This window comes from Pseudomonas sp. microsymbiont 2, assembly GCF_054788395.1.
Genome location: NZ_CM139112.1, coordinates 62,068 through 89,044, shown reverse-complemented (window position 1 = coordinate 89,044; position 26,977 = coordinate 62,068). Strand labels below are relative to the sequence as shown.

The following is a 26,977-nucleotide window of genomic DNA, read 5'->3' as shown; positions in this document are numbered from 1 at the left end:
CTAAAGGCTCAGTCCGGCCGGAGCCGGTATTTCGAGGAGCTTTCATCCATGAAGATTCGTCTGCCATTGCTCGCCCTGGTCCTGGGGCTGGGCAGTCCGCTGGTTCACGCGCAGATGCTGCAACCTGGCTTATGGGAACTGACCACCAGCAATATGCAGGTCGACGGCAAGCCGCTGCCAGACATGGCATTCATGCTTGGCCAGTTGAAGAACCTGCCACCCGAGCAACGGGCGATGATGGAGGGCGCTCTGGCCAAGCAGGGCATCACGGTGGGTGGCAAGGGTGTGCGCTCGTGCCTGACTCCGGAACAGGTCAAGACCAATGACATTCCCTTGCAGGATCCGCAGTCGGGCTGTACGCAGAAGATCACCGAGCGCAACGGCAATGTCTGGAAGTTCCAGTTCAGCTGCCCGAAGGCGCAGGGACAAGGTCAGGCGACTTTCCTCAGCGACCGCGAGTTTCTGACCAAGGTCAATGGCACGTTCAATGCGTCGGGTGTCCAGCAGCAAGGCGCCATGGACACTCGGGCGGTCTGGTTGGGGGCCGATTGCGGAACAGTGAAGCCGCGTACCTGAGCCTGTTCCGGTTGGCAAGATCTACCAGCGATGCCGACTGACCGCCACCGCGTCGTGGGCGTGCAGGCTTTCTGCGTGTTCCACGCGCACGCTGAATCCGCCCACGCCCTCTAGCTGCCGTAACGCCCCATGCAGGCGCCTGGCGGCATCCTCGCAGAACATCAGATTCTGCCCATTGGCCAAGGCAAAGGCCTGTTCGTCGGCACGCTTGACCGCTGTCTGGACCGCCGTCCCCAACGCCTGCTCGGCAATGTCGATCAACTCGGTCAGCTGGATCTCGCTGCCTTCCAGCCTGACCTTGAGCTTGGCCATGCTCCGTTGGCTATGGGGTGTGGCGACGATGCCGTCGCTGCTGCCCAGCCATTGGCGAACCCTTTCCCGCTCGACTGTCTGGCCAGCAAAGTTCTGATCGAAGCGCTCCTGGATCAGCTGGCGAGCCAATGCTGCGGAGCAGGGGCAGGTCGAGGAATAAGGAATATCCACGGATAGTTCCACGTGGAACATTTGCTTTTTCAGCTGTGCGTCGATGCTCACTGGGTAGCTTTTCCAGCCTGCGAGCGGGCTGACCAGGGCCGGACGCTTGAGCAGATAGCCGAACGACAAGCGCAGGTAGGCCGCGTCCGAGAGCCCTTCATGGCTGGCGAGAAAGCGTTCGAGTGTCCGGCGAATCAGCTGTGGGCTCAGTGCCTGCTGTTCCAACGCCTCCAGCGCCAGGTACAGCCGAGACATGTGTATTCCCCGAGCTGCGCCATCGTCCAGACTCACGCCAGCATCGGCGTGTGCGCTCAGGCTGCGGCCGTCGATATGCAGCGGCAGGGCAATGCCGCACATGCCGACCCAATCCAGCGGCAGGGCCTGCTGGCTGTCTTGTGCGGCGATGTCGGGGAGGGTGAGGCTGGTCATGGCTGGAATCCTGGAATGATGGTCAGCGGCAACCGCCGACCAGGCTGCAATGCAGATCGAAACGCTGACCGCTGGAACTGGAGACGCGGTTGAGGGTGGTCCAGCCAATGCGCCGGCTGTAGCCGACCCAGGCTTCACCGTCACTGGCCAGGCCGGTGAAGAACATCAGCGATCCATAGCGGCTGTTGGTTTGTGCCCACAGGCGCTTGCTCGCCACTTCAAACCCGCGCAGGTAGAAGGTGCTGCCCTCGGTACGCACGCTGTAGTAGTTGCCCTTGCTGTCCTGGCACGCCAGCAAGGTCGCACTGCGTGTGCATAGCGCAAGGTCGGTACGCGGCATGGCGAACAGCTGTGAGGGCAGCACGAACAACAGCAGCGCAACCCAGGCAGTGACTTTCATGTGGCTCTCCAGACAACCGTTCGGTCAACACGGCTTGGCGAAATTGTATTGTTATAATATAACATTGCGCAATGCATCGTTTCGAATGCGCCTGCCCGATGAGGTCTGTCATGTCCAACCGCCTTCCTGTCACTGTGCTGTCCGGCTTTCTCGGCGCCGGCAAGAGCACGCTGCTCAACCATGTCCTGCGCAACCGCGACAACCTGCGCGTCGCCGTGATCGTCAACGACATGAGTGAAATCAATATCGATGCCAGTGAGGTTCAGCGCAATGTCAGCCTCAATCGCGCGGAAGAAAAACTGGTGGAGATGAGCAACGGCTGCATCTGCTGCACGCTGCGTGAGGACCTGCTGGAAGAGGTGGCGCGACTGGCTGGCGAGGGCCGCTTCGATTACCTGTTGATCGAGTCCACCGGGATCTCCGAGCCGCTGCCGGTCGCCGAGACATTCACGTTCCGCGATGAACAGGGCCGCAGCCTGTCCGACATGGCGCGTCTGGATACCATGGTCACCGTGGTCGATGGCTTGAACTTCCTGCGCGACTACCAGGCTGCCGACAGTCTTGCCAGCCGTGGTGAGACCTTGGGCGAAGCAGACGAGCGCTCGATCAGCGACCTGCTGATCGAACAGGTCGAGTTCGCCGATGTGCTGCTGTTGAGCAAGATCGACCTGATCAGCCAGCACCAACGCGAAGAGTTGATCGCCATCCTGCGCAGTCTCAATGCTCGGGCACAGATCGTGCCGATGGTCATGGGCCAGGTGGCGCTGTCGCGCATACTCGATACCGGTCTGTTCGATTTCGACCAGGCCGCCCAGGCGCCGGGCTGGTTGCAGGAGCTGCGGGGCGAGCATGTGCCGGAAACCGAAGAGTACGGCATTGCCGCCACCACCTGGCAGGCGCGTCGGCCGTTCCATCCGCAGCGTTTCTTCGACTTTGTCCACAAGCCCTGGAGCAATGGCCGGCTGCTGCGCTCCAAAGGTTTCTTCTGGCTGGCCAGCAAGTTTCGCGAGGCCGGTAGCTGGTCCCAGGCCGGCGGCATGATGCGCCATGGGCTGGCGGGGCGCTGGTGGCGTTTCGTGCCCCGCGAGCAATGGCCCCAGGATGAAGAAAGCACCGCAGCGATCCTCGAGCACTGGTCGGTGGAAAGTGGTGACTGCCGGCAGGAGCTGGTCTTTATTGGGCAGAACATCGATTTTGCACAGTTATCCACAGAACTCGAGGCCTGCCTGCTGGATGACGAAGAAATGGAGCTCGGGCCGATGGGCTGGTTGCGGCTGCCCGATCCATTCGGGGCCTGGCATGAGGACGTCGCGGCATGACTGTGGATATCCGCCAGGTCTTCGGTACATCGCCCCAGGTGATGACTGACATTCTCCAGGACGGCGTCAATCTGGCAGTGTGGCAGCGCCGCTTGCCCGCCCAGGTGGAGGACTTCGCCGGCCTGGTGCTCAGCCTTGGCCAGACGCTGTCCGATGAGCGGGTGATCGAGGTGGATGAGCGCCAGCCACCGGTGCTTGTGGATTTGCTCAGGGAAACCGCTGATCTACACGGTTACGAGGGTTTCGTCGCCGATGTGCGCTGGCTGGTGGCGGCGTATACCTGCCTGCTGGGCGCCCGGCGGATCGGTGTGCGCCTGCGCGTGCTGGAGGGGGCGATGTGTCCGCGCATGCATGTGGATCATGTGCCGTTGCGCTTGCTCAGCACCTACGCCGGTGCCGGCAGTGAATGGCTGGAGGAGGGGGCGATCGATCGTTCGAGGTTGCAGCACGATCAGCCGTCTGTGGATAACCTTCGTCGGCTGGTGGCGGGTGATGTGGCGTTGCTCAAGGGTGAGAGGTGGTTGGGCAACGAAGGCGCGGGGTTGGTGCATCGCTCGCCTTCGACGCCAGCGGGTGAACGGCGATTGCTGCTGAGTCTGGACTGGTTGGCCTGATCCACGCTTGCCCCATGATCAGACCGGTATAGACTGCCATGAATCCATGCTGACGCTGAGCCATGCTGCAGAACATCCCCACCCATGTGATCGCCGGTCCACTCGGCGCTGGCAAGACCAGCCTGATCCGTCATCTGCTCAGCCAACGTCCGACCGATGAACGCTGGGCCGTGCTGGTCAACGAATTCGGCCAGATCGGCATCGACGCCGCCATGCTCCACCGTGACGAGACGGGCATTGCCATTGGCGAAGTGGCGGGTGGTTGCCTGTGTTGCGTCAATGGCGCGCCATTTCGGGTAGGTCTCGGTCGCCTGCTGCGCAAGGCGCGCCCGGACCGCTTGTTCATCGAGCCCTCCGGGCTCGGTCACCCGCTGCAATTGCTGGAGCAATTGGGCCAGGCGCCTTGGACCGGTGTGCTGGCGGTGCAGCCGTTGCTGATGGTCCTCGATTGCGCGGCCCTGGCCCGCGGAGAGCTTGTGCCTGCAGCGCAGCAGCAGGCCATGGAACAGGCGGGATTGCTGGTGTTGAACAAGTCGCGTGCTGTGGATGAAAAAAAACGGCTGTTGATAACTTCATCGTTAGCGGATGTGCCGGTGGCCTGGGCGGAGCAGGGGGCCTTGGCTCTCGCCGATCTTCCAAGGTCTTCAGGTACGCTGGCAAACGCTGCCAGGGCAGCCGAGTCACCTGTGGATAGCACGCCGATCGCTCCCCCGGCGCTGTGGACAGACCCGCGTCAGCCGATTTGCCTGTTCCAGCAGGGCGAGGGCGGTTGGAGCATTGGCTGGCGTTGGCATCCGAGCCAGCGTTTCGACGTGGAGCGTCTGCATGCATTGCTTGAGCGATGGCCGTGGCGTCGGGCCAAGGGTGTTATCCACAGCCTGGATGCGTGGCAGTCGTTCAACGGCCTCGAAGGCGGGGCATTGGCATGGCGCCCCAGTGATTGGCGCAAGGATTCACGCATCGAGCTGATCTTCGATCGGCCGCAGCTATTGTCTGCCCTGCAGGCGGCGGTTGCGAATTGTCTCGTCAGCGGGTGATCAATTGCGCCAGCGGTTATGTTCCTGGCGCCATTGCTGCATTTCGATGACGTTGTCGCTGCGCGGCGGGGTCTTGATCTCGAACGGATAGGGGGCCAGCTCGATCTGCATGGTGTGCGCGCCGAACTGCGTGACCGTGCCGGGGTGGCGCTGCTCGCCGGTGACGGTGAACTCGAAGTTGTAGATGCGGGCCAGGCGTTTGCGGCCATTGGCGTCACGCACGAAGGCGATGCGCTTGAGCGCCACGGCATCGTCGAGCAGTTCCAGGTCGAGCTTGGCGCAATGCTGCTTGACCCGCGCCAGGGCCTTTTCGCGCAGCCCGTGGTTGTGCCACAGCCAGGCGCCGGCGGTCGCCACCAGCATCAGGACGAAAAGGTTTTCCAGGGTCAGCATCTACGTAAGCTCCAGACAGGTAGATCCAGCTTAACTGCGTCTCTGGCCTGTCGTACAGATGGCAATCGGGTTCATACTGCGGGCCGCACACTTCTTCACACAGTTTCGGAATCGCCCAGCATGAAACGTACGCCACACCTGCTCGCCATTCAGTCCCATGTGGTCTTCGGACACGCTGGCAACAGCGCTGCGGTGTTTCCGATGCAGAGGGTCGGGGTCAATGTCTGGCCGCTGAACACTGTGCAGTTCTCCAACCACACTCAGTATGGCCAGTGGGCCGGGGAAGTGCTTGCCCCAGCGCAAATTCCTGCGTTGGTGGAAGGCATTTCCAACATCGGCGAGCTGGGTCACTGCGATGCGGTGCTGTCGGGCTACCTGGGCAGTGCCGAACAGGGGCGGGCCATTCTTGCCGGCGTCGAGCGGATCAAGGCGGTCAATCCCAAGGCCCTGTACCTGTGCGACCCGGTCATGGGCCATGCCGAGAAAGGCTGCATCGTGCCGGCCGAAGTCAGTGAGTTCCTGCTCGAACAGGCCGCCGCCAAGGCTGACATCCTGTGTCCCAACCAGCTGGAACTGGACAGCTTCTGCGGTCGTCGCGCGCAGTCCCTGGAGGATTGCGTGGGCATGGCGCGCGGGCTGCTGGAGCGTGGCCCGCAGGTGGTGTTGGTCAAGCACCTGAACTATCCCGGGCGAGCCGATGACGCGTTCGAGATGCTGCTGGTGACCCGCGAGGGCAGCTGGCATCTGCGCCGGCCCTTGCTGGCCTTCCCGCGTCAGCCGGTGGGCGTGGGTGACCTGACGTCGGGGCTGTTCCTCGCCCGCGTGCTGCTGGGCGACAGCTGGCTGCAGGCCTTCGAGTTCACCGCTGCCGCGGTGCATGAGGTGCTGCTGGAGACCCAGGCCTGCGCCAGCTATGAACTGCAACTGGTGCGGGCCCAGGATCGCATCGCCCATCCACGCGTACGCTTCGAGGCGCAGCGCCTGCTGTACTAAATGGCGTCGGTCTTGAGGTTCTGGTAGCGCTGCTCCAGCTCCTGGCGGATCTGGCGGCGCTGCTGCCCCTGCAGGAAGCGGCGTTTCTCCTCGCTGCTCTGCGGCTGGCGCGGCGGCACCTTCACCGGGCGACGGTCATCGTCCACCGCGACCATGGTGAAGAAGCAGCTGTTGGAGTGGCGCACCGAGCGCTCGCGGATGTTCTCGGTGACCACCTTGATGCCCACCTCCATCGAGGTATTGCCGGTGTAGTTGACCGAGGCCAGGAAGGTCACCAGTTCGCCGACATGCACCGGTTCGCGGAAGATCACCTGGTCCACCGACAGGGTGACCACGTAGCTGCCGGCATAGCGGCTGGCGCAGGCATAGGCGACTTCGTCGAGGTACTTGAGCAGGGTGCCGCCGTGTACGTTGCCAGAGAAATTGGCCATGTCCGGTGTCATCAGGACGGTCATGGTCAGCTGGGCGTTTCCAGGTTCCATAGAGAGCTCACGGTGAATTTGCACGGATTCGGGGCGGGTATCTGCAGACACTTCTGTTTCCCCTCTTTGAGGTTTCCCATCCTGGTACGGGACGTCGGCTGACGCTCCATCGTCACGCCAATCTTGCCATCGGCGGTGTCGAATCTGCCGATCTGTTTCTGCATATTGCATTGGCAAAATGTGGCAAGACGCGATGTTAACCTGACGGCGCCCATGCAACGTGGGCTTTTCCGTTTACCAAGACAGTATGTGCCCGCACCTCGGTCAGGGTTTTCCGGCAGAGGAACGGTCCGCCCCGTGCATTGAAAACAAGGAGTATCACGCCATGCATGCCATCAGTTTCATCCAGGATCTGGCGGTGATCATGCTGGTCGCCGGGGTGGTCACCATTCTCTTTCACCGTTTCAAGCAGCCAGTGGTACTGGGCTATATCGTCGCCGGCTTCATCATCGGCCCGCACACGCCGCCGTTCGGCCTGATCCACGACGAAGACACCATCAAGACCCTGGCCGAACTTGGGGTGATCTTCCTGATGTTCTGCCTGGGCCTGGAGTTCAGCCTGCGCAAGTTGTTCAAGGTCGGCGCCACGGCCTTCATCGCCGCGTTCCTGGAAATCGTCCTGATGATCTGGATCGGTTTCGAGATCGGTCGCTGGTTCGGCTGGAACACCATGGATTCGCTGTTCCTCGGGGCGATCCTGGCGATCTCCTCGACCACCATCATCGTCAAGGCGCTCAACGACCTGAAGATGAAGAACGAGCGTTTCGCCCAGCTGATCTTCGGCGTGCTGATCGTCGAGGACATCCTCGGCATCGGCATCATCGCGCTGCTGTCGGGGATCGCCGTCAGCGGCTCGGTGAGTTCCGGCGAGGTGTTTTCCACCGTGGGCAAGCTGTCGCTGTTCATGATCGTCGCGCTGGTCATTGGCATCCTGCTGGTGCCTCGGCTGCTGGCCTACGTGGCGAAATTCGAAAGCAACGAGATGCTGCTGATCACCGTGCTGGGCCTGTGTTTCGGCTTCTGCCTGCTGGTGGTCAAGCTCGAGTACAGCATGGTGCTCGGCGCCTTCCTGATCGGCGCGATCATGGCCGAGTCGCGGCAGTTGCTTAAGATCGAGCGCCTGATCGAGCCGGTTCGCGACCTGTTCAGCGCGATTTTCTTCGTCGCCATCGGCTTGATGATCGATCCTAAGATCCTCGTCGAGTATGCCTGGCCGATCGTGGTCATCACCGTGGCGGTGGTGCTGGGCAAGATGCTGTCCTGTGGCATGGGGGCGTTCATTGCCGGGAACGATGGGCGTACCTCGCTGCGCGTGGGCATGGGGCTTTCGCAGATCGGCGAATTCTCTTTCATCATCGCTGCCCTGGGCATGACCCTGCAGGTCACCAGTGACTTCCTCTACCCGGTGGCGGTGGCCGTATCGGCCATCACCACCTTGCTGACGCCGTACCTGATTCGCGCCGCCGACCCGCTGTCGATCAAGCTGGGCAAGGTGGTGCCGAGCCGCCTGGCGCGGGTGTTGTCGTTGTATGGCGAGTGGTTGCGCAGCATTCAGCCGCAGGGCGAAGGTGCCATGCTGGCGGCGATGATCCGGCGCATCCTGCTGCAGGTCGGGGTCAACCTGGCATTGGTGATCGCGATCTTCTTCAGCGGAGGCTACTTCGCCGGGCGCATCGGCTCCTGGCTCAGCGAGTGGGTGGGCGATGTCGGCCAGCAGAAGGCGCTGATCTGGGGCGCGGCGCTATTGCTGTCGCTGCCCTTCCTGATTGCGGCCTATCGCAAGCTCAAGGCACTGTCGATGCTGCTGGCGGAGATGGGGGTCAAGGCGGAAATGGCCGGGCGGCATACCCAGCGCGTGCGGCGGGTGATTGCCGAGGTGATCCCGCTGCTGTCGTTGCTGGTGATCTTCCTGCTGCTCTCGGCCTTGTCGGCGAGCATCCTGCCGACCAGCGAGCTGTTGCTGATCATCGCGGTGGTGGCGGCGGTGGTGGTGGCGTTGTTGTGGCGCTGGCTCATCCGCGTGCATACGCGCATGCAGGTGGCCTTGCTGGAGACGCTGGAGAACAATCGCGATCATTAGCGCTGAGCGCGAAGCCTTCTGCGCGAGGCTTCATCGTCGTCCGAGGGGATGGAGCGGTAGCAATGTCGCCAGGCGCAGAAAGCCTGGCGATTCTACGAGTGATTGATGGCTATAGGCCACCAATTTGTGCGGGCATTTCGCGTTCAGCTTTCCAGCCAGACATCCCTCGCCCAGTGCCAGACCGACTCCCAGCTTTCCTCGGTGACAATCTCTTCCTCGCCGGACCAGAGCACGACAGTGCCGTCTTCCTCGACGCAGTAATAATCGTCGCCGTCCTGGCAGATCGGGATCAGGTCGCGTGGAACGCCTGCGTCCCATGCATTGGCCGCCACTTCCGGCAGGTAGGTATGGGATTGCGAGTCGGTGACGGTCACCGGCTCCAGGCTGCCGTACACCACATCACTGACGGTCAGCAGGTATTCCTTGAACACGAACGGGATGTTGATGAACAGCTCTTCCTCGATCTCGACCAGCTGATCCTCGTCCGGCAGTTCCAGCGGCACCGGCACCGGCTCGTTGGCTTCACGGAGTTGTTCGATCACTTCTTCCACGGTTCACATCCTCTGACCTTATGACAACGCTGCGCGTTATACCCTAGTAGGCCGCTCTGGCAAAAGCAAAAACCCCGGGACAGGCCCGGGGTTTTTTGTGCAACGTGCGGTGGTTAACCGTTTTGACGGATACCGGCAACCAGCCAAGGCTGGTTCTCGCCGTGGGCACGCACCATGTGCCAGCTTTCGCTGAAGGCTTCGCCCTGGTCGAAGCGCGAGGTCTTCGAGACGCCACGGAAGGTCAGGGTGGCGTCGGTCTGGTCGGCGCGATCGTCGACACCGTCCAGCTGCACATCGAGGTCATCGATGTAGGTCGACTGGAAGCCTTCGCCCAGCTCTGCACGCTCGCGCTTGAGGAACTCGAGCATCTGCGGGGTGACGAACTCGGCGATCTTGTCCATCTCGTTGGCGTCCCAGTGCTGCTGCAGCGACTGGAAGTGCGAACGGGCGGCGGCCAGGAAGCTGGCTTCGTTGAACCAGGCCGGAGCGTTGATCACAGGCGAGGCGACCGGCGCGGCGGAGCCACCGAAGATCGACTGTGGGGCTGCCTGTGGCTGGGCTTCGCGCTGGTACGGGGCGTGGCCGGCGGCAGCGTGTTGCGGTTGCTGCTGGCGGCGGCGCGCGGCGATGAAGCGGAAGACCAGGAAGGCGATCAGGCCCATGATCAGGAAGTCGAGGATCTGCATGCCCTGGAAGCCGTCGCCCATGAACATGGAAGCCAGCAGGCCACCGGCGGCGAGGCCGGCCAATGGGCCCAGCCAGCGCGAAGCACCGCTGGCGGCGGCAGGCGCGCGGCCTGGAGCGGTCGGGGCGGCGGCAGGCGTGGTCGGGGTTGCCTGGCGAGTCTGGTGGATTGGCGCGGAGCCCGAGCTCTTGCCACCACCGAAGCGCTTGGCGTTGGCGTCGAGGCTCAGCGTCAGGCCGACGCAGAGCGCCAGAGCGATGCTAAGAAAACGTTGCATAAGTTGGGGGTTCCCGTTTGTGTGGATTGCACGCGCGTCATGTTGCACATGAACTGTAGGACATAGCCAGCGACAAGATGTTTCGAGCTTTTGCCTGCTCGTAAGGACGGCCAGGGTCGTGTGGGAGCGGGTTTACCCGCGAAGAAGGTGACGCGGTGCCTGGCACGGGCTTCGCCCGTGTTCGCGGGTAAACCCGCTCCCACAGGATCCGCGAGGCCTGTGGGAGCGGCAGTCAGATAGCTTCCAGCTTGGCGTAGCCCAGCATCAGCCACTTGCTGCCCTCGGAGAAGTTCACCTGCACCCGCGCCTGGGCACCGGAGCCCTCGAAGTTGAGGATCACGCCTTCGCCAAATACCGCATGCTGCACTCGCTGGCCAAGGCTGAAGGCGGTCTGCGGGATGCTGGCGTTGGCGAACAGGCTGCTTGCCGGCGCCTTCGCGCCGCCGAACGGGCGGCTGACGGTGTTCGACAGGCGCACTTCCTGTACCAGCCCGGCTGGAATCTCCCGTACGAAGCGCGACACCTTGTTATAGGTTTCGCTGCCATACAGGCGGCGGGTCTCGGCGTAGGTCATGACCAGCTGGCGCATGGCGCGGGTGATGCCCACGTAGGCCAGACGGCGCTCCTCTTCCAGGCGACCGGGTTCTTCCAGGCTCATCTTGTGCGGGAACAGGCCTTCTTCCATGCCCACCAGGAACACGTACGGGAACTCCAGGCCCTTGGCACTGTGCAGGGTCATCAGCTGGATGCTGTCCTCATGCTCATCGGCCTGGGTGTCGCCGGCCTCCAGCGAGGCGTGGCCGAGGAACGCCGACAATGGCGAGAGGTCGGCATCTTCGTCGCTGGCTTCGAAGTTGCGCGCGGCGCTGACCAGTTCCTCGAGGTTTTCTACCCGGGCCTGGCCCTTTTCGCCTTTTTCTTCCTGGTGATAGATGATCAGCCCGGACTGCTCGATGACGGTCTGGGTCATCAGGTGCAGCGGCATGTCCAGCACCTTGGCGGCGAGATTCTCGAGCAGCTCGATGAACGCGCCCAGGGCGCTGGCGGCGCGGCCCTTGAGGGCCTTGGCGGCCAACAGCTGGCACATGGCATCCCACATGGACAGCTGGCTGTGACGGGCGTGTTCGCGGATGGTCTCGACGGTCTTCTCGCCGATGCCCCGTGGTGGCACGTTGATCACCCGCTCCAGGGCCGCGTCGTTGCCACGGCCTTCGAGCAGACGCAGGTAGGCCATGGCGTTCTTGATCTCGGCGCGTTCGAAGAAGCGCTGGCCGCCATAGATGCGATAGGGAATGCGTTCACGCAGCAGGGCCTCTTCCAGCACCCGCGACTGGGCGTTGGAGCGGTACAGGATGGCGATCTCGCTGCGCGCGTTGCCCTGCTTGACCAGGCTTTCGATGGTCTCGACCACGTACCGCGCTTCGTCATGTTCGTTGTACGCGGCATAGAGCGTCAGCGGCTCGCCTTCGCCCATGTCGGTCCACAGCTCCTTGCCCAGGCGTCCACTGTTGTTGGCGATCAGGGCGTTGGCGGCCTTGAGGATGCCACCGGTGGAGCGGTAGTTCTGCTCCAGGCGGATCAGTTCGGCATCCGGGAAGTCGGCGGTGTACTGGTGAATGTTCTCGATCTTGGCGCCACGCCAGCCGTAGATCGACTGGTCATCGTCACCCACCGCCATCAGGCTGTCGCCACCGCTGGCCAGCAGGCGCAGCCAGGCGTACTGCACGGCGTTGGTGTCCTGGAACTCGTCCACCAGAATGTGGCGGAAGCGGCGCTGATAGTGCTTGAGCAGGTCCGGGTGGTCGCGCCACAGGTCCAGGGCGCGCAGCAGCAGTTCGGAGAAGTCGATGACCCCGGCGCGGTCGCAGGCCTGTTCGTAGGCCAGGTAGATGTCGCGCATGGTGGCCAGGAACAGGTCGCCGCTGGCCTGGATGTGCCGTGGGCGCAGACCTTCGTCCTTCTGGCCGTTGATGAACCACTGGACCTGGCGCGCGGGCCATTTCTGCTCGTCCAGGCCCATCTCGCGGATCACCCGCTTGATCAGGCGCTGCTGGTCGTCGCTGTCGAGGATCTGGAAGTTCTGCGCCAGCCCCGCTTCCTGCCAGTGGGCGCGCAACAGGCGGTGGGCCAGGCCGTGGAAGGTGCCCACCCACATGCCGGCCGGGTTGATGCCCAGCAGTTGCTCGATACGCTGGCGCATTTCCGCCGCGGCCTTGTTGGTGAACGTCACCGACAGGATCGAATGCGGCGAGGCCTGTTCGACCTGGATCAGCCAGGCGATACGGTGCACCAGCACGCGGGTCTTGCCCGAGCCGGCGCCGGCCAGCACCAGTTGGCGCCCCACCGAGGCCGCCACGGCCTGGCGCTGGGCGTCGTTGAGGGAGTTCAGCAGGAGAGAGAGGTCGTCATTGTGCATCCGCGCATTCTATGGCTGTGCGCAGGCAGGGGCAAACGCGCGCGTCGCAAATCGCCGAAGACGCTTGTGACCATTCGTCGGTGAGATTGGCCAGGCGGCGTGGTTGAGCAGTCGCACTGCGACGCACGAGACATTTTCGAATTCCTGACCTGGAGCAGTTTGGTCCGACGCGACGCTTGTGTATGCTCCCTGCACATTTGCGGTCAGCCATAACAAGAACTCCATAAGAATCCAGCCATATGACCCAGGATTTCACGGCGATCGGCACATCGCCGCAGACATCACGGAGCGTTCGCAGGCAATTCGCCACGCAGCTTTCGATCGAGCGCACCCGTCTGCTGTACCAGGGCTCTCTGCTGCCCACCCTGTTCATGTTGCTCAACGGCCTGCTCTGCGCATGGCTGCTGTGGAGCCCTGCGCGCTATCTGCTGGTTGGCGTATGGATGGCCTGGTTGCTGGCGCTTGTGGCCCTGCGAGTGATCCAGGTGGCGGCATTCGAGGCGGCCACGCCAGTCCGACAGGCCAGGCCGGCATGGCGACGAATGTTCCTGCTGGGCTCGGCGTTCAGTGGCTTCACGCTGGCCTGCGCGGCGATCGCGCTGGCGCCGGTTGACGACTTCGTGCAGCAGGCATGGGTTTTCGGCCTGCTCGGCGCGGCGGCGCTGTCGGCCAGCGTCGCCTATGCGGTCAGCCTGACGGCGTTTCTCAGTTTCGCCTTGCCCTGCCTGCTGCCGCCGATCGCCTTTCTGTTCTTCTACGATGCCGGGCAGCAGCGCGGGTGGGGCTGGCTGGGCCTGATCCTCCTGGGGGCGTTGATGGTGGTCGCCTGGCAGGTCAACCGCCTGATCGAGCGTGGCCTGTTGCGGCGCTTCCAGAACCAGGCGCTGATCGAGCACCTGCAGAGTGCCCAGCAGCATGCCGAAGACCTCAACCACCAGCTCAGCGCCGAGGTGCGTCAGCGCCGTCGGGCCGAGGATGAACTGCGCCAGGCCCATGCCGGCCTCGAGCAACGTGTAGCCCAGCGCAGCCACGAACTGGACCTGGCGAACCAGGCCTTGAGCAAGAGCGAGCAACGCCTGGCCTTGGCGCTCGATGCCAGTGAACTGGGGTTATGGGACTGGAACCTGCTCACCGACGAGGTCCACCATACCCAGTTGCACGCGCTGTTCGGCATCGACGCCGAACAGGTTCGCTCCGTGCGGGCCGATCTCAAGCCGCTGCTGCACCCGGATGACCTGTCTCTGGTACGGCGCACGCTGGTCGAGCACCTGAAAGGGCAGACCGAGGACTATCGTGTCGAATACCGCGTACGTCATGCCCAGGGCCACTGGTGCTGGATCGAGGACCGTGGTCGGGCGGTGGAGACCGATGCCGATGGCAAGGTCGTGCGCATGCTCGGTACCCGCCGAGACATCACCGCGCAGAAGGAGCAGGAGGAGCAGCAGCGCCTGGCCGCCACGGTGTTCGAGGCCGCCAGCGAGGGTATCGCCATCCTTGACGCCGACTTCCAGTTGCTGGCGGTCAATCAGGCGTTCTGCGACGTCACGGGGTACGGTCGTGCCGAACTGATCGCTCGCAATGCCCTCGAGCTGCCCTGCAGTCGCGACGCGCGACGTCACAGTCAGGCCATCGAACAGGCGCTGGAGCAGCAGGGTCGCTGGCAGGGTGAGCTGGTGGAGGCGCGCAAGAACGGCGAGCTGTATCCACAATGGCTACAGCTGAACAGCGTGAGCGATGCACGGGGCAGAATCGTCAATATCGTCGGCTTCTTCAGCGATCTGTCGGCTCGCCGCGAGTCGGAGGAACGTCTGCGCTATCTGGCTCATTACGACGACCTGACCGGGTTGGCCAACCGCGCGCTGTTCCGCCTGCGCCTGCACGAGGCCACGCAGCGCGTACGCCTGAACGGGCGCAGCCTGGCGTTGCTGCATGTGGACCTGGATCGCTTCAAGCAGCTCAACGAGAGCCTGGGCCACGAACTGGCCGACCAATTGCTCAAGAAAATGGCCCAGCGCCTGGCCAATGCGGTGCCGGAGGCCGACACCGTGGCGCGGCTGTCGGGTGACGAATTCGCCGTGCTGTTCGACGGCTACAGCAACCTGTCCAGCCTGGTGCGGGTGACCACGCGCCTGCTGGACAAGCTACGGGTGCCGCAGCGGGTCGGCGGGCACGAGGTGGTGATCAGCGCTTCGGTGGGCATCAGCGTGCTGTCTGACGCCACCTTCGATCTCAATGCGCTGGTCAGTCAGGCCGACATGGCCAAGCAGCACGCCAAGCATCTGGGAGGGGACAACTTCCAGTTCTACACCGAAAGCCTGCGCGCCAGCACCCTCGAGCGCCTGCAGCTGGAAAACCAGCTGCGCAAGGCCATCGACGACGGCCAGTTGCTGGTCTATTACCAGCCCAAGTTGTGCCTGCGCACGGGCCGGTTGCAGGCGGCCGAGGCCCTGGTGCGCTGGCAGCATCCACAGTGGGGCATGGTGCCGCCCAGCGAGTTCATCGGCCTGGCGGAAGAGACCGGGCTGATCGCGCCGATGGGCGAATTTGTCCTGCGCCAGGCTTGCTGGCAGGCGTGCGAATGGTTGAGGCAGGGGGTGCAGATACGCGTGTCGGTCAACCTGTCGGTGTATCAATTGCGCCAGGGCAAGCTGGTCAGCCTGGTTCGCCAGGTGCTGCAGGAGTCGGGGCTGGCGCCTCAGCTGCTGGAGCTGGAACTGACCGAGAGCCAGTTGCTGGACAGCGTCGAGCACATCATCGCCACGTTCCAGCAGTTACACGAACTGGGGGTAAAACTGGCCATCGACGATTTTGGCACCGGGTACTCGTCGCTGAGCTATCTGAAGCGTTTCCCGGTCGATTACGTGAAGATCGACCAGGCGTTCATCCGCGGCCTGCTCGAGGGCAGCCAGGACGCCGCGATAACCCGGGCGATCATCGCCATGGCCAAGAGCCTGCAGTTGAAAGTCGTGGCCGAGGGGGTGGAAACCCTGGAGCAGCTGGCATTCCTGCGTGAGCATGGCTGCGATGAAGTCCAGGGTTACCTGATCAGCCGACCGGTAGACGCGGTTGCGTTCCGGGCCTTGCTGGAACGACCCATGATGCACCTTATGCAGTGATCATGGGGCGTCTTGCGGCGATCAGTGGGTTTCGATGATATCGGTGATGCTGGCGATCAGCTGGTCGTCGTGGAAGATATCCACTTTCGGAATGTGGCTGTGGTCGCCTGGCATTTCGAAGCTCACCGACTTGCGGTCCAGGGCTTGCAGGAAGATGCCGGCCAGCGCCTTCGATTCCAGGTCCAGCGCCAGGGCGTGGGACTTGTCCTGGATGGCGCGTGGTTTCAGGGTCACTTCGAAGCCTGGGTGAGGGGTGACCACGGTGCCGTAGACACGGAAGCCTGGGTCGCCCGGCATCTTGTCGTTCTGGGCAATCCAACCTTTGGTTTCGATGATCATGTTTTGAATCCTTGTGTTCAGAGCGGCGCGGAATGCGTCGCTGTGGATCCAATTTTCGTTCGCTATGCCATGCCTGAATCAGCAGGAAAATGTTCAGCTGTGCCAGTGTCTTCCCTGGCGCGCCAACAGACTGCTGGCCTGCTCCGGGCCGTTGCTGCCGGCCGGATAGGGGCGCGGGGCCTGGAAGTGTTCTTCCCAGCCCTGCAGGATCGGGTCGATCCAGGCCCAGGCCGCCTCGACCTCGTCACGGCGCATGAACAGCGTCGAGTCGCCCTCGAGCACATCCAGTAGCAGCCGTTCGTAGGCATCCCAGCGGCGTGTCTGGGCGAAAGCCTGGGCCAGGTTCAGGTCCAGCTCGACCGGTGCCAGGCGCATGCCCTTGCCCGGGCTTTTGGTCATCATGCGCAGGCTGATGTGCTCGTCCGGCTGCAGCTGGATCAGCAGTTGGTTGACCTGGCCGCCGCTGAACAGCTCATGGGGCACCGGCTTGAACTGGATGACGATCTGCGACGAGCGCCGCGCCATGCGCTTGCCGGTGCGTAGGTAGAAGGGCACCCCGGCCCAGCGCCAGTTGTCGATGTGCGCCTGCACCGCGACGAAGGTCTCGGTGTCGCTGTCGTTGTCCACGTCCTTCTCGAAGTAGTAGGCCGGCACTTCCTGACCGCCGATCCTGCCGGCGCCGTATTGGCCGCGCACGGTTTTGTCCTGCACGTCCTGGCCGGTGATGGGCTTGAGCGCGCGGAGGATCTTCACCTTCTCGTCGCGCACCGCCTCGGCCTCGAACTGTGCCGGGGGCTCCATGGCCACCAGGCACAGCAACTGCAGCAGGTGGTTCTGCAACATGTCGCGGGTGGCGCCGGCGCGATCGTAGTAGGCGCCGCGATTCTCCACGCCGAGGGTTTCGCAGACGCTGATCTGCACATGGTCGACCTGGCCGTTGCGCCATGCCGGCTCCAGCAGGGCGTTGGCGAAGCGCAGGGCCATGAGGTTCTGCACGGTTTCCTTGCCCAGGTAGTGGTCGATGCGAAAGACCTGGGACTCGTCGAACACCGCGCCGATCGCTTCGTTGATCGCGTGGGCCGATTCCAGCGAGTGGCCGATGGGCTTTTCCAGCACGATGCGTGCCTCGCTGTCTGCCAGGCCGGCGATGCGCAGGTGGTTGGCGATGGGCACGAACAGCTTGGGCGCGGTGGCCAGATAGTAGATGCGCGTCAGCCCGCCGGGCTCGCCCAGGTAGCGGGCCAGGCGGCCGAAGTCGGCGCTTTGCGCGGCGTCCATGGGGAAGTAGTCCAAGCGCGCGGAAAAACGCTGCCACACGTCCTCGTCGAAGTCCTGACGGGCGATCTGCGCCCGGCAGTGGCGCTCGGCGAGCTTGAGGTAGTCGATGCGCGGCAGGTTGCGCCGGGCCAGGGCGATGATGCGCACGGCGTTGTGCAGGCGGTCCTCGCGATACAGGTGGTAGAGCGCCGGGAGCAGTTTGTGCAGGGCCAGGTCGCCCGTGCCGCCGAAGACCAGGATGTCGCAAGGAATCGTCAAGCCACCACTCTCCACGTTCGTTTAGCTGGGCGGGTTGGCAAGCATGTAGTATAACTACAAGAAAGCTACATCCCGGCACGCCGATCATAACCGAGTCCAGCCCGTGAATCTGTTGCAACATATCGACCAATCGCGCCACCTGCTGCGCAAATCGGAACTCAAAGTGGCCGACCATGTGCTGCTCGATCCGGCTGCCGTCATGCACAGCTCGATGGCCGACCTGGCGCACAGCGTGGGGATCAGCGAGCCGACCATCGTGCGTTTCTGCCGGGCGATCGGTTGCTCGGGGTTCCAGGATCTCAAGCTCAAACTGGCGCAGAGCCTGGCCGCTGGGGCCAGCTTCGGCCAGTTCGCCATCCATGAAGACGACTCGGTCGCCGACTACAGCCTGAAGATCTTCGACACCACCCTGCATACGTTGATGGAAGTGCGCGAGCACCTCGATCCCCAGGCCTTGCAGCAGGCGGTGACGGCCATGGCCCAGGCGCAGCGTGTGGAGTTCTATGGCTTTGGCGCATCCGGCGCGGTCGCGGCCGATGCCCAGCACAAGTTCTTCCGCCTGCTGCTCAGCGCCGCCGCCTACTCCGACCCGCACATGCAGGCCATGTCGGCAGTTACCCTGAAGCCGGGCGATGTGGCGGTGTGCATCTCGCAGTCGGGGCGCTCCAAGGACCTGCTGATCACCGCCAACCTGGTGCGCGAGAGCGGGGCCAACCTGATCACCCTGTGCCCGAGCCAGACGCCGCTGGCGGAACTGTCGACGGTCAACCTGGCCATCGATGTGCATGAAGACACCGAGATCTACACCCCGCTGACCTCGCGTATCGCTCACCTGGTAGTGATCGACGTGCTGGCCATGGGCGTGGCCATGGCCCGCGGACCGAGCCTGGTCAACCACCTCAAGAGCGTGAAGCGCAGCTTGCGCAGCCTGCGTTTGTCGCCCAAGTCGATCAAGGCCACCGACGACTGAGCAATGCAGAGGTTCCGTGGGAGCGGGCTTGCCCCGCGATTGCAATCGCGGGGCAAGCCCGCTCCCACGCAGATTTCATCATTTCGTCACCATTCCACCGCCAAACCGTAAACCGCCAAGGCCAGTCTGAAACTCCCGCATCCTATCTGGGAGACAGGCAATGGCACATGATCACGCAGGTGTGTACCAACCCAACGCCAAGGCTCGCAAGCAGCAGGAAAAGGACCAGCGCCGCATGGAGTTTCGCCGCGCGATCGAAAGCTACTGCGACCAACGCCAGCTGCTGCGCGAGCTGGCCGATTACCCCGAGCTGCAGGACATCACGGTGTGGCAGGTATCGGCGGCAACTTCCCCGAAAAACGCTGCACAAGCCCGCTGATCTGCGCACGTTCGCCACGGATGAACGCCTGGAACGCCAAGGCGACCGGCGACTGGCGCTTGTTCTTGGACTGCACCAGGCACCAGCTGCGGTATAGCGGCAACTCCTCCACCGGCAGTTCCCTGAGCACGCCGGTGGCCAGCTCCAGGTTGACCGCGTGGCGGGTCAGCAGGGCGATGCCCAGGCCGGCCACCACGCACTCGCGCTGGGCATCGGTGGAGGCTACCTCGAGGGTCTGGGTGAAATGCACGCGCTTGTCCTTGAAGAACTCCTCGCAGGCCTTGCGCGTGCCCGACCCTTGCTCGCGGACCAGCAGGGCATGAGGCTCGAGGTCCTGCAGGCGCAGCTGTTCGAGCTTGCACAACGGATGATCCGGCGGCGCCACGGCAACGATCGGGTTGTTGAGGAACGGCAGGAACTCCAGGCCCATGTCCTGGGGCACCATGGACATGATGGTCAGGTCGTCGCGGTTGTCCGACAGGCGCCGGATCGCCTGGGCTCGGTTGACCACCGTCAGGGTGAGGTTGACCTCCGGGTGGCGCTGCTTGAAGGCGGCGAACAGGTGTGGCACGAAGTACTTGGCACTGGACTCGATCGCCAGTTTCAACTGCCCCTGCAATGAGCCCTGCAGGTCCGACAGCTGCATGTCGAGGTTCTCCAAGCGCCCGAAGATATCGCGGCTGGCGCGTTGCAGCGCTTCTGCCGCCTCGGTCAGGTAGAGCTTCTTGCCGACGTACTCGAACAGCGGCTGGCCGACCAGCTCCTCGAGCTGGCGGATCTGTAGACTAACGGCGGGTTGCGTCAGCGCCATCTCCTCGGCCGCCCGGCTGTAGGAGCGCAGGTCACACACTTCGTTGAACACTTGCAGTTGGCGCAAAGTCATACGCATCAAGGACTTACGCATTTTCTTCAGGGCTCCGGCAAAACCTTGTTACCTAACTATAAGCTTTTGCTAATACTACCCCTAACAAATATTGATTTTTGTTTATCCACCTTCGGCGCTAGGGTGAATATGCGACTGGCCAGCGACGTCTGGTCACGCGCCGACCGGTAGAACCGGATCGTCTGTTCCTACGGCTTTGGGAAGACTCCAGTGATAACAAAAATCCTGATCGCCAACCGGGGTGAAATCGCAGTTCGGATCGTGCGCGCCTGCGCCGAAATGGGCATTCGCTCCGTCGCGATCTATGCCGACGCCGACCGTCACGCCCTGCACGTCAAGCGCGCCGACGAGGCCTACAGCATCGGTGCCGAGCCCCTGGCCGGCTACCTGAACCCGCGCAAGCTGGTGAACCTTGCTGTCGAGACCGGCTGCGATGCCCTGCATCCAGGCTATGGTTTCCTGTCGGAAAACGCCGAACTGGCAGAGATCTGCGCCGAACGCGGGATCAAGTTCATCGGCCCGGCCGCCGACGTCATTCGGCGCATGGGCGACAAGACCGAGGCACGCCGTACCATGATCGCGGCCGGTGTCCCGGTTACGCCCGGCACCGAAGGCAACGTCGCCGATATCCATGAGGCCCTGCGCGAAGGCGACCGCATCGGTTACCCGGTGATGCTCAAGGCCACCTCCGGTGGCGGTGGGCGTGGCATCCGCCGCTGCAACAGCCGCGAAGAGCTGGAGCAGAACTTCCCCCGTGTCATCTCCGAGGCCACCAAGGCTTTCGGCTCGGCGGAAGTGTTCCTGGAAAAGTGCATCGTCAACCCCAAGCACATCGAGGCGCAGATCCTTGGTGACAGCTTCGGCAACGTGGTGCACCTGTTCGAGCGCGACTGCTCGATCCAGCGCCGCAACCAGAAGCTGATCGAGATCGCCCCGAGCCCGCAGCTGACCCCCGAGCAGCGCGCCTATATCGGCGACCTGGCGGTGCGCGCGGCCAAGGCGGTGAACTACGAAAACGCCGGCACCGTGGAGTTCCTGCTCGCCGATGGCGAGGTGTACTTCATGGAAATGAACACCCGGGTGCAGGTGGAACACACCATCACCGAGGAAATCACCGGCATCGACATCGTCCGCGAGCAGATTCGCATCGCTTCCGGCCTGCCGCTGTCGATCAAGCAGGAAGACATCCAGCACCGTGGCTTCGCGTTGCAGTTCCGCATCAACGCCGAAGATCCGAAGAACAACTTCCTGCCCAGTTTCGGCAAGATCACCCGCTACTACGCCCCCGGCGGCCCCGGCGTGCGCACCGACACGGCGATCTACACCGGCTACACCATCCCGCCGTTCTACGACTCCATGTGCCTGAAACTGGTGGTCTGGGCGCTGACCTGGGAAGAAGCCATGGACCGTGGACTGCGGGCCCTGGACGACATGCGTGTGCAGGGGGTGAAGACCACCGCCGCGTACTACCAGGAAATCCTGCGCAATCCGGAATTCCGCAGCGGCCAGTTCAACACCAGCTTCGTCGAAAGCCACCCTGAACTGACCAACTACTCGATCAAGCGCAAACCCGAAGAGCTGGCCCTGGCCATCGCCGCCGCCATCGCCGCGCACGCAGGCCTGTGAGGAACCGAACAATGTCCAAGAAAATCTTTGTCACCGACACGATCCTGCGCGACGCCCACCAGTCCCTGCTGGCCACCCGCATGCGCACCGAAGACATGCTGCCGATCTGCGACAAGCTCGACAAGGTCGGCTATTGGTCGCTGGAAGTCTGGGGTGGCGCCACCTTCGACGCCTGCGTGCGCTTCCTCAAGGAAGACCCGTGGGAGCGCCTGCGCAAGCTGCGCGCCGCGCTGCCGAACACGCGCCTGCAGATGCTCCTGCGCGGCCAGAACCTGCTGGGCTACCGCCACTACAGCGACGACGTGGTCAAGGCCTTCGTCGCCAAGGCCGCGGTCAACGGCATCGACGTGTTCCGCATCTTTGACGCCATGAACGACGTGCGTAACCTGCGCGTGGCCATCGAGGCGGTGAAGGCTGCCGGCAAGCACGCCCAGGGCACCATCGCCTACACCACCAGCCCGGTGCACACCATCGACGCCTTCGTGCAGCAGGCCAAGCAGATGGAAGCCATGGGCTGCGACTCGGTGGCGATCAAGGACATGGCCGGCCTGCTGACTCCGTTCGCCACCGGCGAGCTGGTCAAGGCGCTCAAAGCCGAGCAGTCGCTGCCGGTGTTCATCCACTCCCACGACACCGCCGGCCTGGCTGCCATGTGCCAGCTCAAGGCGGTGGAGAACGGCGCCGACCATATCGACACCGCGATCTCCAGCTTCGCCTGGGGCACCAGCCACCCGGGCACCGAGTCGATGGTCGCCGCGCTCAAGGGCAGCGAGTTCGACACCGGGTTGGACCTGGAGCTGCTGCAGGAGATCGGCCTGTACTTCTACGCCGTGCGCAAGAAGTACCACCAGTTCGAGAGCGAGTTCACCGCCGTGGACACCCGCGTGCAGGTCAACCAGGTGCCGGGCGGGATGATTTCCAACCTGGCCAACCAGCTCAAGGAGCAGGGCGCGCTCAGCCGCATGAACGAAGTGCTGGCAGAGATCCCGCGTGTTCGCGAAGACCTCGGCTTCCCGCCGCTGGTGACCCCAACCTCGCAGATCGTCGGCACCCAGGCGTTCTTCAACGTGCTGGCCGGTGAGCGCTACAAGACCATCACCAACGAGGTGAAGCTGTACCTGCAGGGCGGTTACGGCAAGGCCCCGGGCGTGGTCAACGAGCAGCTGCGCCGCCAGGCGATCGGCAGCGAGGAAGTGATCGACGTGCGCCCGGCCGACCTGCTCAAGCCGGAGATGGCCAAGCTGCGCGCCGATATCGGCGGCCTCGCGCATTCCGAGGAAGACGTGCTGACCTTCGCCATGTTCCCCGACATTGGCCGCAAGTTCCTCGAGGAGCGCGAGGCCGGTACCCTCAAGCCCGAAGCCCTGCTGCCGATTCCGGAAGCCGGTGCGGTGGGCTCGGTGGGCGGTGAGGGTGTGCCGACCGAGTTCGTCATCGATGTGCATGGCGAGACCTATCGCGTCGACATTACCGGCGTGGGCGTCAAGGCCGAGGGCAAGCGCCACTTCTACCTGTCCATCGACGGCATGCCGGAGGAAGTGGTGTTCGAGCCGCTCAACGACTTCGTCGGCGGTGGCGGCAGCAAGCGCAAGCAGGCCAGCGAGCCGGGGCATGTCAGCACCAGCATGCCGGGCAATATCGTCGATGTGCTGGTCAAGGAAGGCGATGTGGTCAAGGCCGGCCAGGCGGTGCTGATCACCGAAGCGATGAAGATGGAGACCGAAGTCCAGGCGGCCATCGCCGGCAAGGTCGTGGCCATTCACGTGGCCAAGGGCGACCGGGTGACGCCTGGCGAGATCCTGATCGAGATCGAAGGCTGACAGAAGCCTTCATCTACAAGCAGTTAACCTCTGGGGAGCGGATGCTCCCCTTTTTTTGTCTGGTTTCAGGACCCTATCGCGGGTCATTGTGGGAGCGGGCTTGCCCCGCGATGAGGTCAGCCCTGGCGACAGGCCTCCAGCGTCCTCACCTGACCTTCAGGTTGCTGGTTATCCACGCTCAACCAGCGCTCGAACCCTGTTGCCACCGCCGGCCACTCGGCATCGGTGATCGAGTACCACGCCGTATCCCGATTGCGATCCTTGACCACCATATGGTTGCGGAACACGCCCTCGAAGACGAAGCCGAACCGCTCGGCCGCGCGCTTGGAGCGGGCATTGGCGTCATTGCATTTCCACTCAAGGCGGCGATTGCCCAACTCGAAGCCCAGCTTGCCCAGCAGGTAGACCGCCTCGGTGCCTTTCGGCGTGCGCTGCATGGCGGCACCGAAGGCGATATGCCCGATTTCGAAGCGGCCCTGCTCGGGAACGATCGACATGTAGCTGAGGATGCCCTGGACCTGGCCGCTGGCGCGGTCGATCACGCTGTAGAACAGCGGGTCGCGGCTCGCGGCGTTGCCTTCCAGCCAGCGCTCGAAGCTGGCGCGTTCACTGAACGGGCCATAAGGGAGGTAGTCCCACAGCAACGGATCCGAGCCCGGACCCTGGAGCACGTCCCAGAGATCGTCGCCATGGCGCGTCGGGTCAAGCTTTTCCAGGCGCACGAAGCGACCCTCCAGGGGCTTTGCGTTCGGCGTGGCGGCGGGTTTCCAGTTCAATACGTCAGTCATGGGCGGCCTACAGAGCTTTGCGAAATTGGATGAAGCCCGGACGCTCGGCGACCTGCTCGTACAGGCCGATAGCGGTAGCGTTGCTCTCGTGGGTCAGCCAGTGGACCTTGATGCAGCCGGCGGCCTTGGCCGTGGCATACACGTGCTCGATCAGTTGGCGGCCGATGCCCAGGCCGCGTGTCTCGCTGTCGACATACAGGTCTTGCAGGTAACAGGAGTTCTCGATGCTCCAGTTGGAACGATGGTAGATGTAGTTGACCATCCCCACCGCCTTGCCATCGACCCAGGCCAGCGCTGAATGCGTGGGCTCGTTCGGGTCGAGCAGACGCTGCCAGGTGCTGAGGCTGACATGTTCGGGCAGTTCGGTCTGGTAGAAGCGCAGGTAGGCCTGCCACAAGGGTAGCCAGGCGGCGTGGTCGCTGGCGCCAACCGGGCGCAGGGTGATGTGGGTCATGGGGCTTTTCCTTCAGAGCTGGCGCATGTGCGCCGCGAGTTGGTTGTCCTGAGGGTCGGCACTGGCGGCCAGGCCGTCGCGCACACCGGCCATGTCCTCGGCCGAGCGATTCTGGCTGAGCTTGCGCGCGCCTTGCAGGCGCGTGATGGGCAGGCGGATGCCGACGATGGCGCGGAGCATGCCGTCCAGGTAGTCGCCGGGGGCGTCCGTCACTTTCCAGGGCTCGGCACGGCCTTGCTCATGGCGGTCGGTCAGGCGGCTGACGATGTCCAGCAAGGGCCCCGGTTCATGGATCACCTCGACCGCGCCGTAGGCATGCACGGCGGTGTAGTTCCAGGTGGGCACCACCTTGGGGTTGTCGGTCTTGCTGGGGTAGTACGAGGGGCTGACATAGGCGTCGGCGCCGGGGAACACCAGCAGCGCTTCGGCGCCTTGCTCCAGGTCCTGCCATTGACGATTGGCTCGGGCCAGGTGCCCATACAGGGTGCCGAACTCACCTTCGTCGGTCGCCACCAGCACTGGCAGATGGGTTGCCAGCAAACCTTGTTCGCCGTGGCTGACGAGCATGGCCAGGCGAGTGTGCAGCATGTGTCGATGCAGGCTGCCGAGGTCATGGTCCTGATGGGGTTTGCTGTTGTACATGCCAGAGTTCCTTGTGCGATGACTCCATCGTAGGCAGGCTATTGGTTCTGCATAAGGTCCATTCAGCGCAGTTTTCATAGGTCCAATACCATGAGCGAGCGTAGCCACGCGTTGCCTTTCGACCCGGCCGGTATCGTCCTTGACCGCCGACGAGGGCTCAGCCAGCAGCTGTATCAGGCGTTGAGGGCGCGGGTGCTCGATGGAAGGCTGGGCAGCGGTACCCGTCTGCCGGCAACCAGGGACCTGGCTGCGATGCTGTCGCTGTCGCGCAATAGCGTGGTGCGGGCCTATGACCAGCTGTATGCCGAAGGCTTTATTGAGAGCCGGGTCGGAGATGGCACTTATGTGAGTCGGCTGGCGAAACTATCCACACAACTATCCACAGGGTTATCCCGTGGGTTATCAACAGGGTTATCCACATTTCAGGCTGTTGATACTGAGGATTTATCCAGTTCAAGCCCTTCCAGCGAGCCGTTGGATCGTCTGAAAAATCACCATTTGCCAATGCCCCGGAGCGGACCGCCAAGGGCATTTCGTGTCGGCGTGCCGGCATTCGACCTGTTCCCATTCGACGTCTGGGCCAAGCTGCAAGCGGGTTTCTGGCGAAACCCCGACCCGGCGCGGCTCGGCTATGGTGACCCGGCGGGGGAGCCGCAACTGCGCGAGTTGATCGCCACTTACCTGCGCCGTTCACGGGGCCTCTCCTGCACCGCTGAGCAAATTGTGATCACCAGTGGCGCGCAGGAGGCAATCAGCCTTTGTGCACAGTTGCTGTTGCAGCCGGGCGATGGTGTGGCTGTGGAAAACCCGGGGTATCGTGCGGCCGGGCATGCCTTCGCGGTGGCCGGCGCCAGGTTGTGCGGTGTGCCGGTGGACCAGGAGGGCATGAATTGCGCGAGGCTCGCCGGGATGCCCGGCTGCCGGATGGCCTACGTGACACCGGCCCACCAGTACCCCACCGGCGTCACCATGAGCCTGGACCGGCGCCTGTCGTTGCTGGCCTGGGCCGAGGGTCACGATGGATGGATCGTCGAGGACGACTATGACGGCGAGTACCGCTACAGCGGCGCGCCCCTGGCGCCGCTGGCCGCGTTGGACCGGCACGAGCGAGTGCTGTACGTCGGCACCTTCGGCAAGATCGCCTTCCCGGCGTTGCGACTGGGCTATCTGGTTTTGCCCCGGCGCCTGGTGCAGCCGTTCAGCCAGGGCAGGGCGCTGGCGGTGCGACATTCCGAGGTGGGCACCCAGTGCGTCATGGCGCAGTTCATGGCCCTGGGGCATTTCCAGCGCCATATCCGCCGTATGCGCCGGGCGGCGCTGGCGCGGCGCAATGTGCTCAAGGCCGGCTGGCCGCAGGACGTACCGGGGCTGGGGGCCATGCCGGTGGTGGCGGCGGGGCTGCACGTGAAGGTGGATGTGGATAACTTTGCGCGGGAGCAGGAACTGGTGGCCAGGGCTGAAGCGGTGGGGGTGGAAGTCAATCCGCTGAGCAGCTACTGGCTGGAGGACAGCGAGGAGCCTGTGGATAAAAGGGCAGGGCTGGTGCTGGGATTTGCAGCGGTGCCGGAGGCGCAGATCGCGGATGCGTTGATGCGCCTGCGCAAGGCTTGGCGGCCTATTCGCGGGTGAACCCGCTCCCACAGGGTTTGCGCCGCCGCTCAGAACAGTGGCTATACCTGTGGGAGCGGGTTTACCCGC

25 protein-coding genes are annotated in these 26,977 nt (G+C 63.6%); 12 read left to right on the top strand and 13 right to left on the bottom strand.

The annotated features are described in order from the left end of the window. Positions 1-48: 48 nt before the first annotated feature. On the top strand, positions 49-576 hold the full coding sequence (locus tag ACYUME_RS00430; RefSeq protein ID WP_279884487.1) for a DUF3617 domain-containing protein: 528 nt from the start codon (positions 49-51) through the stop codon (positions 574-576). Between the two features lie 21 nt (positions 577-597). Here the strand turns inward: ACYUME_RS00430 and folE2 are convergent, their stop codons facing one another. Both folE2 and ACYUME_RS00420 read right to left on the bottom strand, forming a co-directional pair. Continuing rightward, complete coding sequence (gene folE2 / locus ACYUME_RS00425; RefSeq protein WP_279884485.1) at positions 598-1,479, bottom strand: GTP cyclohydrolase FolE2; 882 nt, start codon at positions 1,477-1,479, stop codon at positions 598-600. A gap of 22 nt (positions 1,480-1,501) precedes the next feature. Continuing rightward, on the bottom strand, positions 1,502-1,879 hold the full coding sequence (locus ACYUME_RS00420) for a glutamine synthetase (protein WP_279884483.1): 378 nt from the start codon (positions 1,877-1,879) through the stop codon (positions 1,502-1,504). Positions 1,880-1,989: 110 nt separating this feature from the next. Between ACYUME_RS00420 and zigA the strand changes: the two genes are divergently transcribed. The 3 genes from zigA to ACYUME_RS00405 all read left to right on the top strand — a co-directional run bounded on the left by zigA (position 1,990) and on the right by ACYUME_RS00405 (position 4,849). Continuing rightward, positions 1,990-3,198, top strand: a complete 1,209-nt coding sequence (gene zigA / locus ACYUME_RS00415) for a zinc metallochaperone GTPase ZigA (RefSeq protein WP_460417685.1) — start codon at positions 1,990-1,992, stop codon at positions 3,196-3,198. Continuing rightward, positions 3,195-3,812: a DUF1826 domain-containing protein gene (locus ACYUME_RS00410; protein WP_460417684.1), complete on the top strand. Its 618-nt coding sequence runs from the start codon at positions 3,195-3,197 to the stop codon at positions 3,810-3,812. The genes zigA and ACYUME_RS00410 overlap by 4 nt, the downstream gene beginning before the upstream one ends. A gap of 62 nt (positions 3,813-3,874) precedes the next feature. Further along, positions 3,875-4,849, top strand: a complete 975-nt coding sequence (locus ACYUME_RS00405; protein ID WP_460417682.1) for a CobW family GTP-binding protein — start codon at positions 3,875-3,877, stop codon at positions 4,847-4,849. On the opposite strand, the gene ACYUME_RS00400 is transcribed toward ACYUME_RS00405, so the two are convergent. Beyond that, entirely contained in the window at positions 4,850-5,242 is a 393-nt protein-coding gene (locus tag ACYUME_RS00400) for a DUF3301 domain-containing protein (protein WP_279808233.1), read from the bottom strand. A 120-nt stretch (positions 5,243-5,362) separates the two neighbouring features. On the opposite strand from ACYUME_RS00400, the gene pdxY reads away from it, so the two are divergent. Then, positions 5,363-6,235 carry a pyridoxal kinase PdxY gene (gene pdxY, locus ACYUME_RS00395; protein ID WP_460417680.1) on the top strand — a complete coding sequence of 291 codons (873 nt, stop codon included), beginning with the start codon at positions 5,363-5,365 and terminating at the stop codon, positions 6,233-6,235. On the opposite strand, the gene ACYUME_RS00390 is transcribed toward pdxY, so the two are convergent. Then, a complete protein-coding gene (locus tag ACYUME_RS00390; protein ID WP_279884469.1) occupies positions 6,232-6,717 on the bottom strand; it encodes an acyl-CoA thioesterase in 486 nt (161 codons plus the stop codon). The two genes, pdxY and ACYUME_RS00390, sit on opposite strands and share 4 nt — an antisense overlap. A gap of 325 nt (positions 6,718-7,042) precedes the next feature. On the opposite strand from ACYUME_RS00390, the gene ACYUME_RS00385 reads away from it, so the two are divergent. Next, positions 7,043-8,797: a cation:proton antiporter gene (locus ACYUME_RS00385; RefSeq protein WP_279884466.1), complete on the top strand. Its 1,755-nt coding sequence runs from the start codon at positions 7,043-7,045 to the stop codon at positions 8,795-8,797. A 143-nt stretch (positions 8,798-8,940) separates the two neighbouring features. Here the strand turns inward: ACYUME_RS00385 and ACYUME_RS00380 are convergent, their stop codons facing one another. The 3 genes from ACYUME_RS00380 to uvrD form a co-directional block, all read right to left on the bottom strand. After that, entirely contained in the window at positions 8,941-9,348 is a 408-nt protein-coding gene (locus tag ACYUME_RS00380) for an SMI1/KNR4 family protein (protein ID WP_279884465.1), read from the bottom strand. Positions 9,349-9,461: 113 nt separating this feature from the next. Then, entirely contained in the window at positions 9,462-10,310 is an 849-nt protein-coding gene (locus tag ACYUME_RS00375) for a Tim44 domain-containing protein (RefSeq protein ID WP_279884463.1), read from the bottom strand. A gap of 232 nt (positions 10,311-10,542) precedes the next feature. Next, positions 10,543-12,726 carry a DNA helicase II gene (gene uvrD / locus ACYUME_RS00370; protein ID WP_460417678.1) on the bottom strand — a complete coding sequence of 728 codons (2,184 nt, stop codon included), beginning with the start codon at positions 12,724-12,726 and terminating at the stop codon, positions 10,543-10,545. A 239-nt stretch (positions 12,727-12,965) separates the two neighbouring features. Between uvrD and ACYUME_RS00365 the strand changes: the two genes are divergently transcribed. Beyond that, complete coding sequence (locus ACYUME_RS00365; protein ID WP_460417676.1) at positions 12,966-15,842, top strand: EAL domain-containing protein; 2,877 nt, start codon at positions 12,966-12,968, stop codon at positions 15,840-15,842. Between the two features lie 21 nt (positions 15,843-15,863). On the opposite strand, the gene ACYUME_RS00360 is transcribed toward ACYUME_RS00365, so the two are convergent. Both ACYUME_RS00360 and zwf read right to left on the bottom strand, forming a co-directional pair. Then, complete coding sequence (locus ACYUME_RS00360) at positions 15,864-16,181, bottom strand: hypothetical protein (protein WP_279884457.1); 318 nt, start codon at positions 16,179-16,181, stop codon at positions 15,864-15,866. Between the two features lie 93 nt (positions 16,182-16,274). Then, complete coding sequence (gene zwf / locus ACYUME_RS00355) at positions 16,275-17,717, bottom strand: glucose-6-phosphate dehydrogenase (RefSeq protein ID WP_460417674.1); 1,443 nt, start codon at positions 17,715-17,717, stop codon at positions 16,275-16,277. Positions 17,718-17,820: 103 nt separating this feature from the next. On the opposite strand from zwf, the gene hexR reads away from it, so the two are divergent. Further along, entirely contained in the window at positions 17,821-18,687 is an 867-nt protein-coding gene (gene hexR / locus ACYUME_RS00350; protein ID WP_023630201.1) for a transcriptional regulator HexR, read from the top strand. Between the two features lie 160 nt (positions 18,688-18,847). After that, positions 18,848-19,066 carry a PA3496 family putative envelope integrity protein gene (locus ACYUME_RS00345; protein ID WP_460417672.1) on the top strand — a complete coding sequence of 73 codons (219 nt, stop codon included), beginning with the start codon at positions 18,848-18,850 and terminating at the stop codon, positions 19,064-19,066. Here the strand turns inward: ACYUME_RS00345 and ACYUME_RS00340 are convergent. Then, a complete protein-coding gene (locus tag ACYUME_RS00340; protein WP_279884496.1) occupies positions 19,008-19,955 on the bottom strand; it encodes a LysR family transcriptional regulator in 948 nt (315 codons plus the stop codon). The genes ACYUME_RS00345 and ACYUME_RS00340 overlap by 59 nt on opposite strands. A gap of 204 nt (positions 19,956-20,159) precedes the next feature. On the opposite strand from ACYUME_RS00340, the gene ACYUME_RS00335 reads away from it, so the two are divergent. Together ACYUME_RS00335 and oadA are read left to right on the top strand one after the other, a co-directional pair. After that, entirely contained in the window at positions 20,160-21,575 is a 1,416-nt protein-coding gene (locus ACYUME_RS00335; RefSeq protein ID WP_279884450.1) for an acetyl-CoA carboxylase biotin carboxylase subunit, read from the top strand. An 11-nt stretch (positions 21,576-21,586) separates the two neighbouring features. Continuing rightward, complete coding sequence (gene oadA / locus ACYUME_RS00330) at positions 21,587-23,395, top strand: sodium-extruding oxaloacetate decarboxylase subunit alpha (RefSeq protein WP_279884448.1); 1,809 nt, start codon at positions 21,587-21,589, stop codon at positions 23,393-23,395. Between the two features lie 116 nt (positions 23,396-23,511). Here oadA and ACYUME_RS00325 read toward each other — a convergent pair whose 3' ends face one another. From ACYUME_RS00325 to ACYUME_RS00315, 3 genes are read right to left on the bottom strand one after another with little or no spacing between them, the layout of a single operon-like run. Then, a complete protein-coding gene (locus ACYUME_RS00325) occupies positions 23,512-24,183 on the bottom strand; it encodes a GNAT family N-acetyltransferase (RefSeq protein WP_460417669.1) in 672 nt (223 codons plus the stop codon). 7 nt (positions 24,184-24,190) lie between these two features. After that, a complete protein-coding gene (locus ACYUME_RS00320) occupies positions 24,191-24,637 on the bottom strand; it encodes a GNAT family N-acetyltransferase (RefSeq protein ID WP_460417667.1) in 447 nt (148 codons plus the stop codon). A gap of 12 nt (positions 24,638-24,649) precedes the next feature. Continuing rightward, positions 24,650-25,279 (bottom strand): FMN-binding negative transcriptional regulator, encoded by a 630-nt coding sequence (locus ACYUME_RS00315; RefSeq protein ID WP_279884442.1) that lies wholly within the window; start codon positions 25,277-25,279, stop codon positions 24,650-24,652. Between the two features lie 90 nt (positions 25,280-25,369). Here ACYUME_RS00315 and pdxR point away from each other — a divergent pair, with 90 nt between their 5' ends. Next, positions 25,370-26,908 (top strand): MocR-like pyridoxine biosynthesis transcription factor PdxR, encoded by a 1,539-nt coding sequence (gene pdxR / locus ACYUME_RS00310; protein WP_460417665.1) that lies wholly within the window; start codon positions 25,370-25,372, stop codon positions 26,906-26,908. The last annotated feature ends 69 nt before the right edge of the window (positions 26,909-26,977 follow it).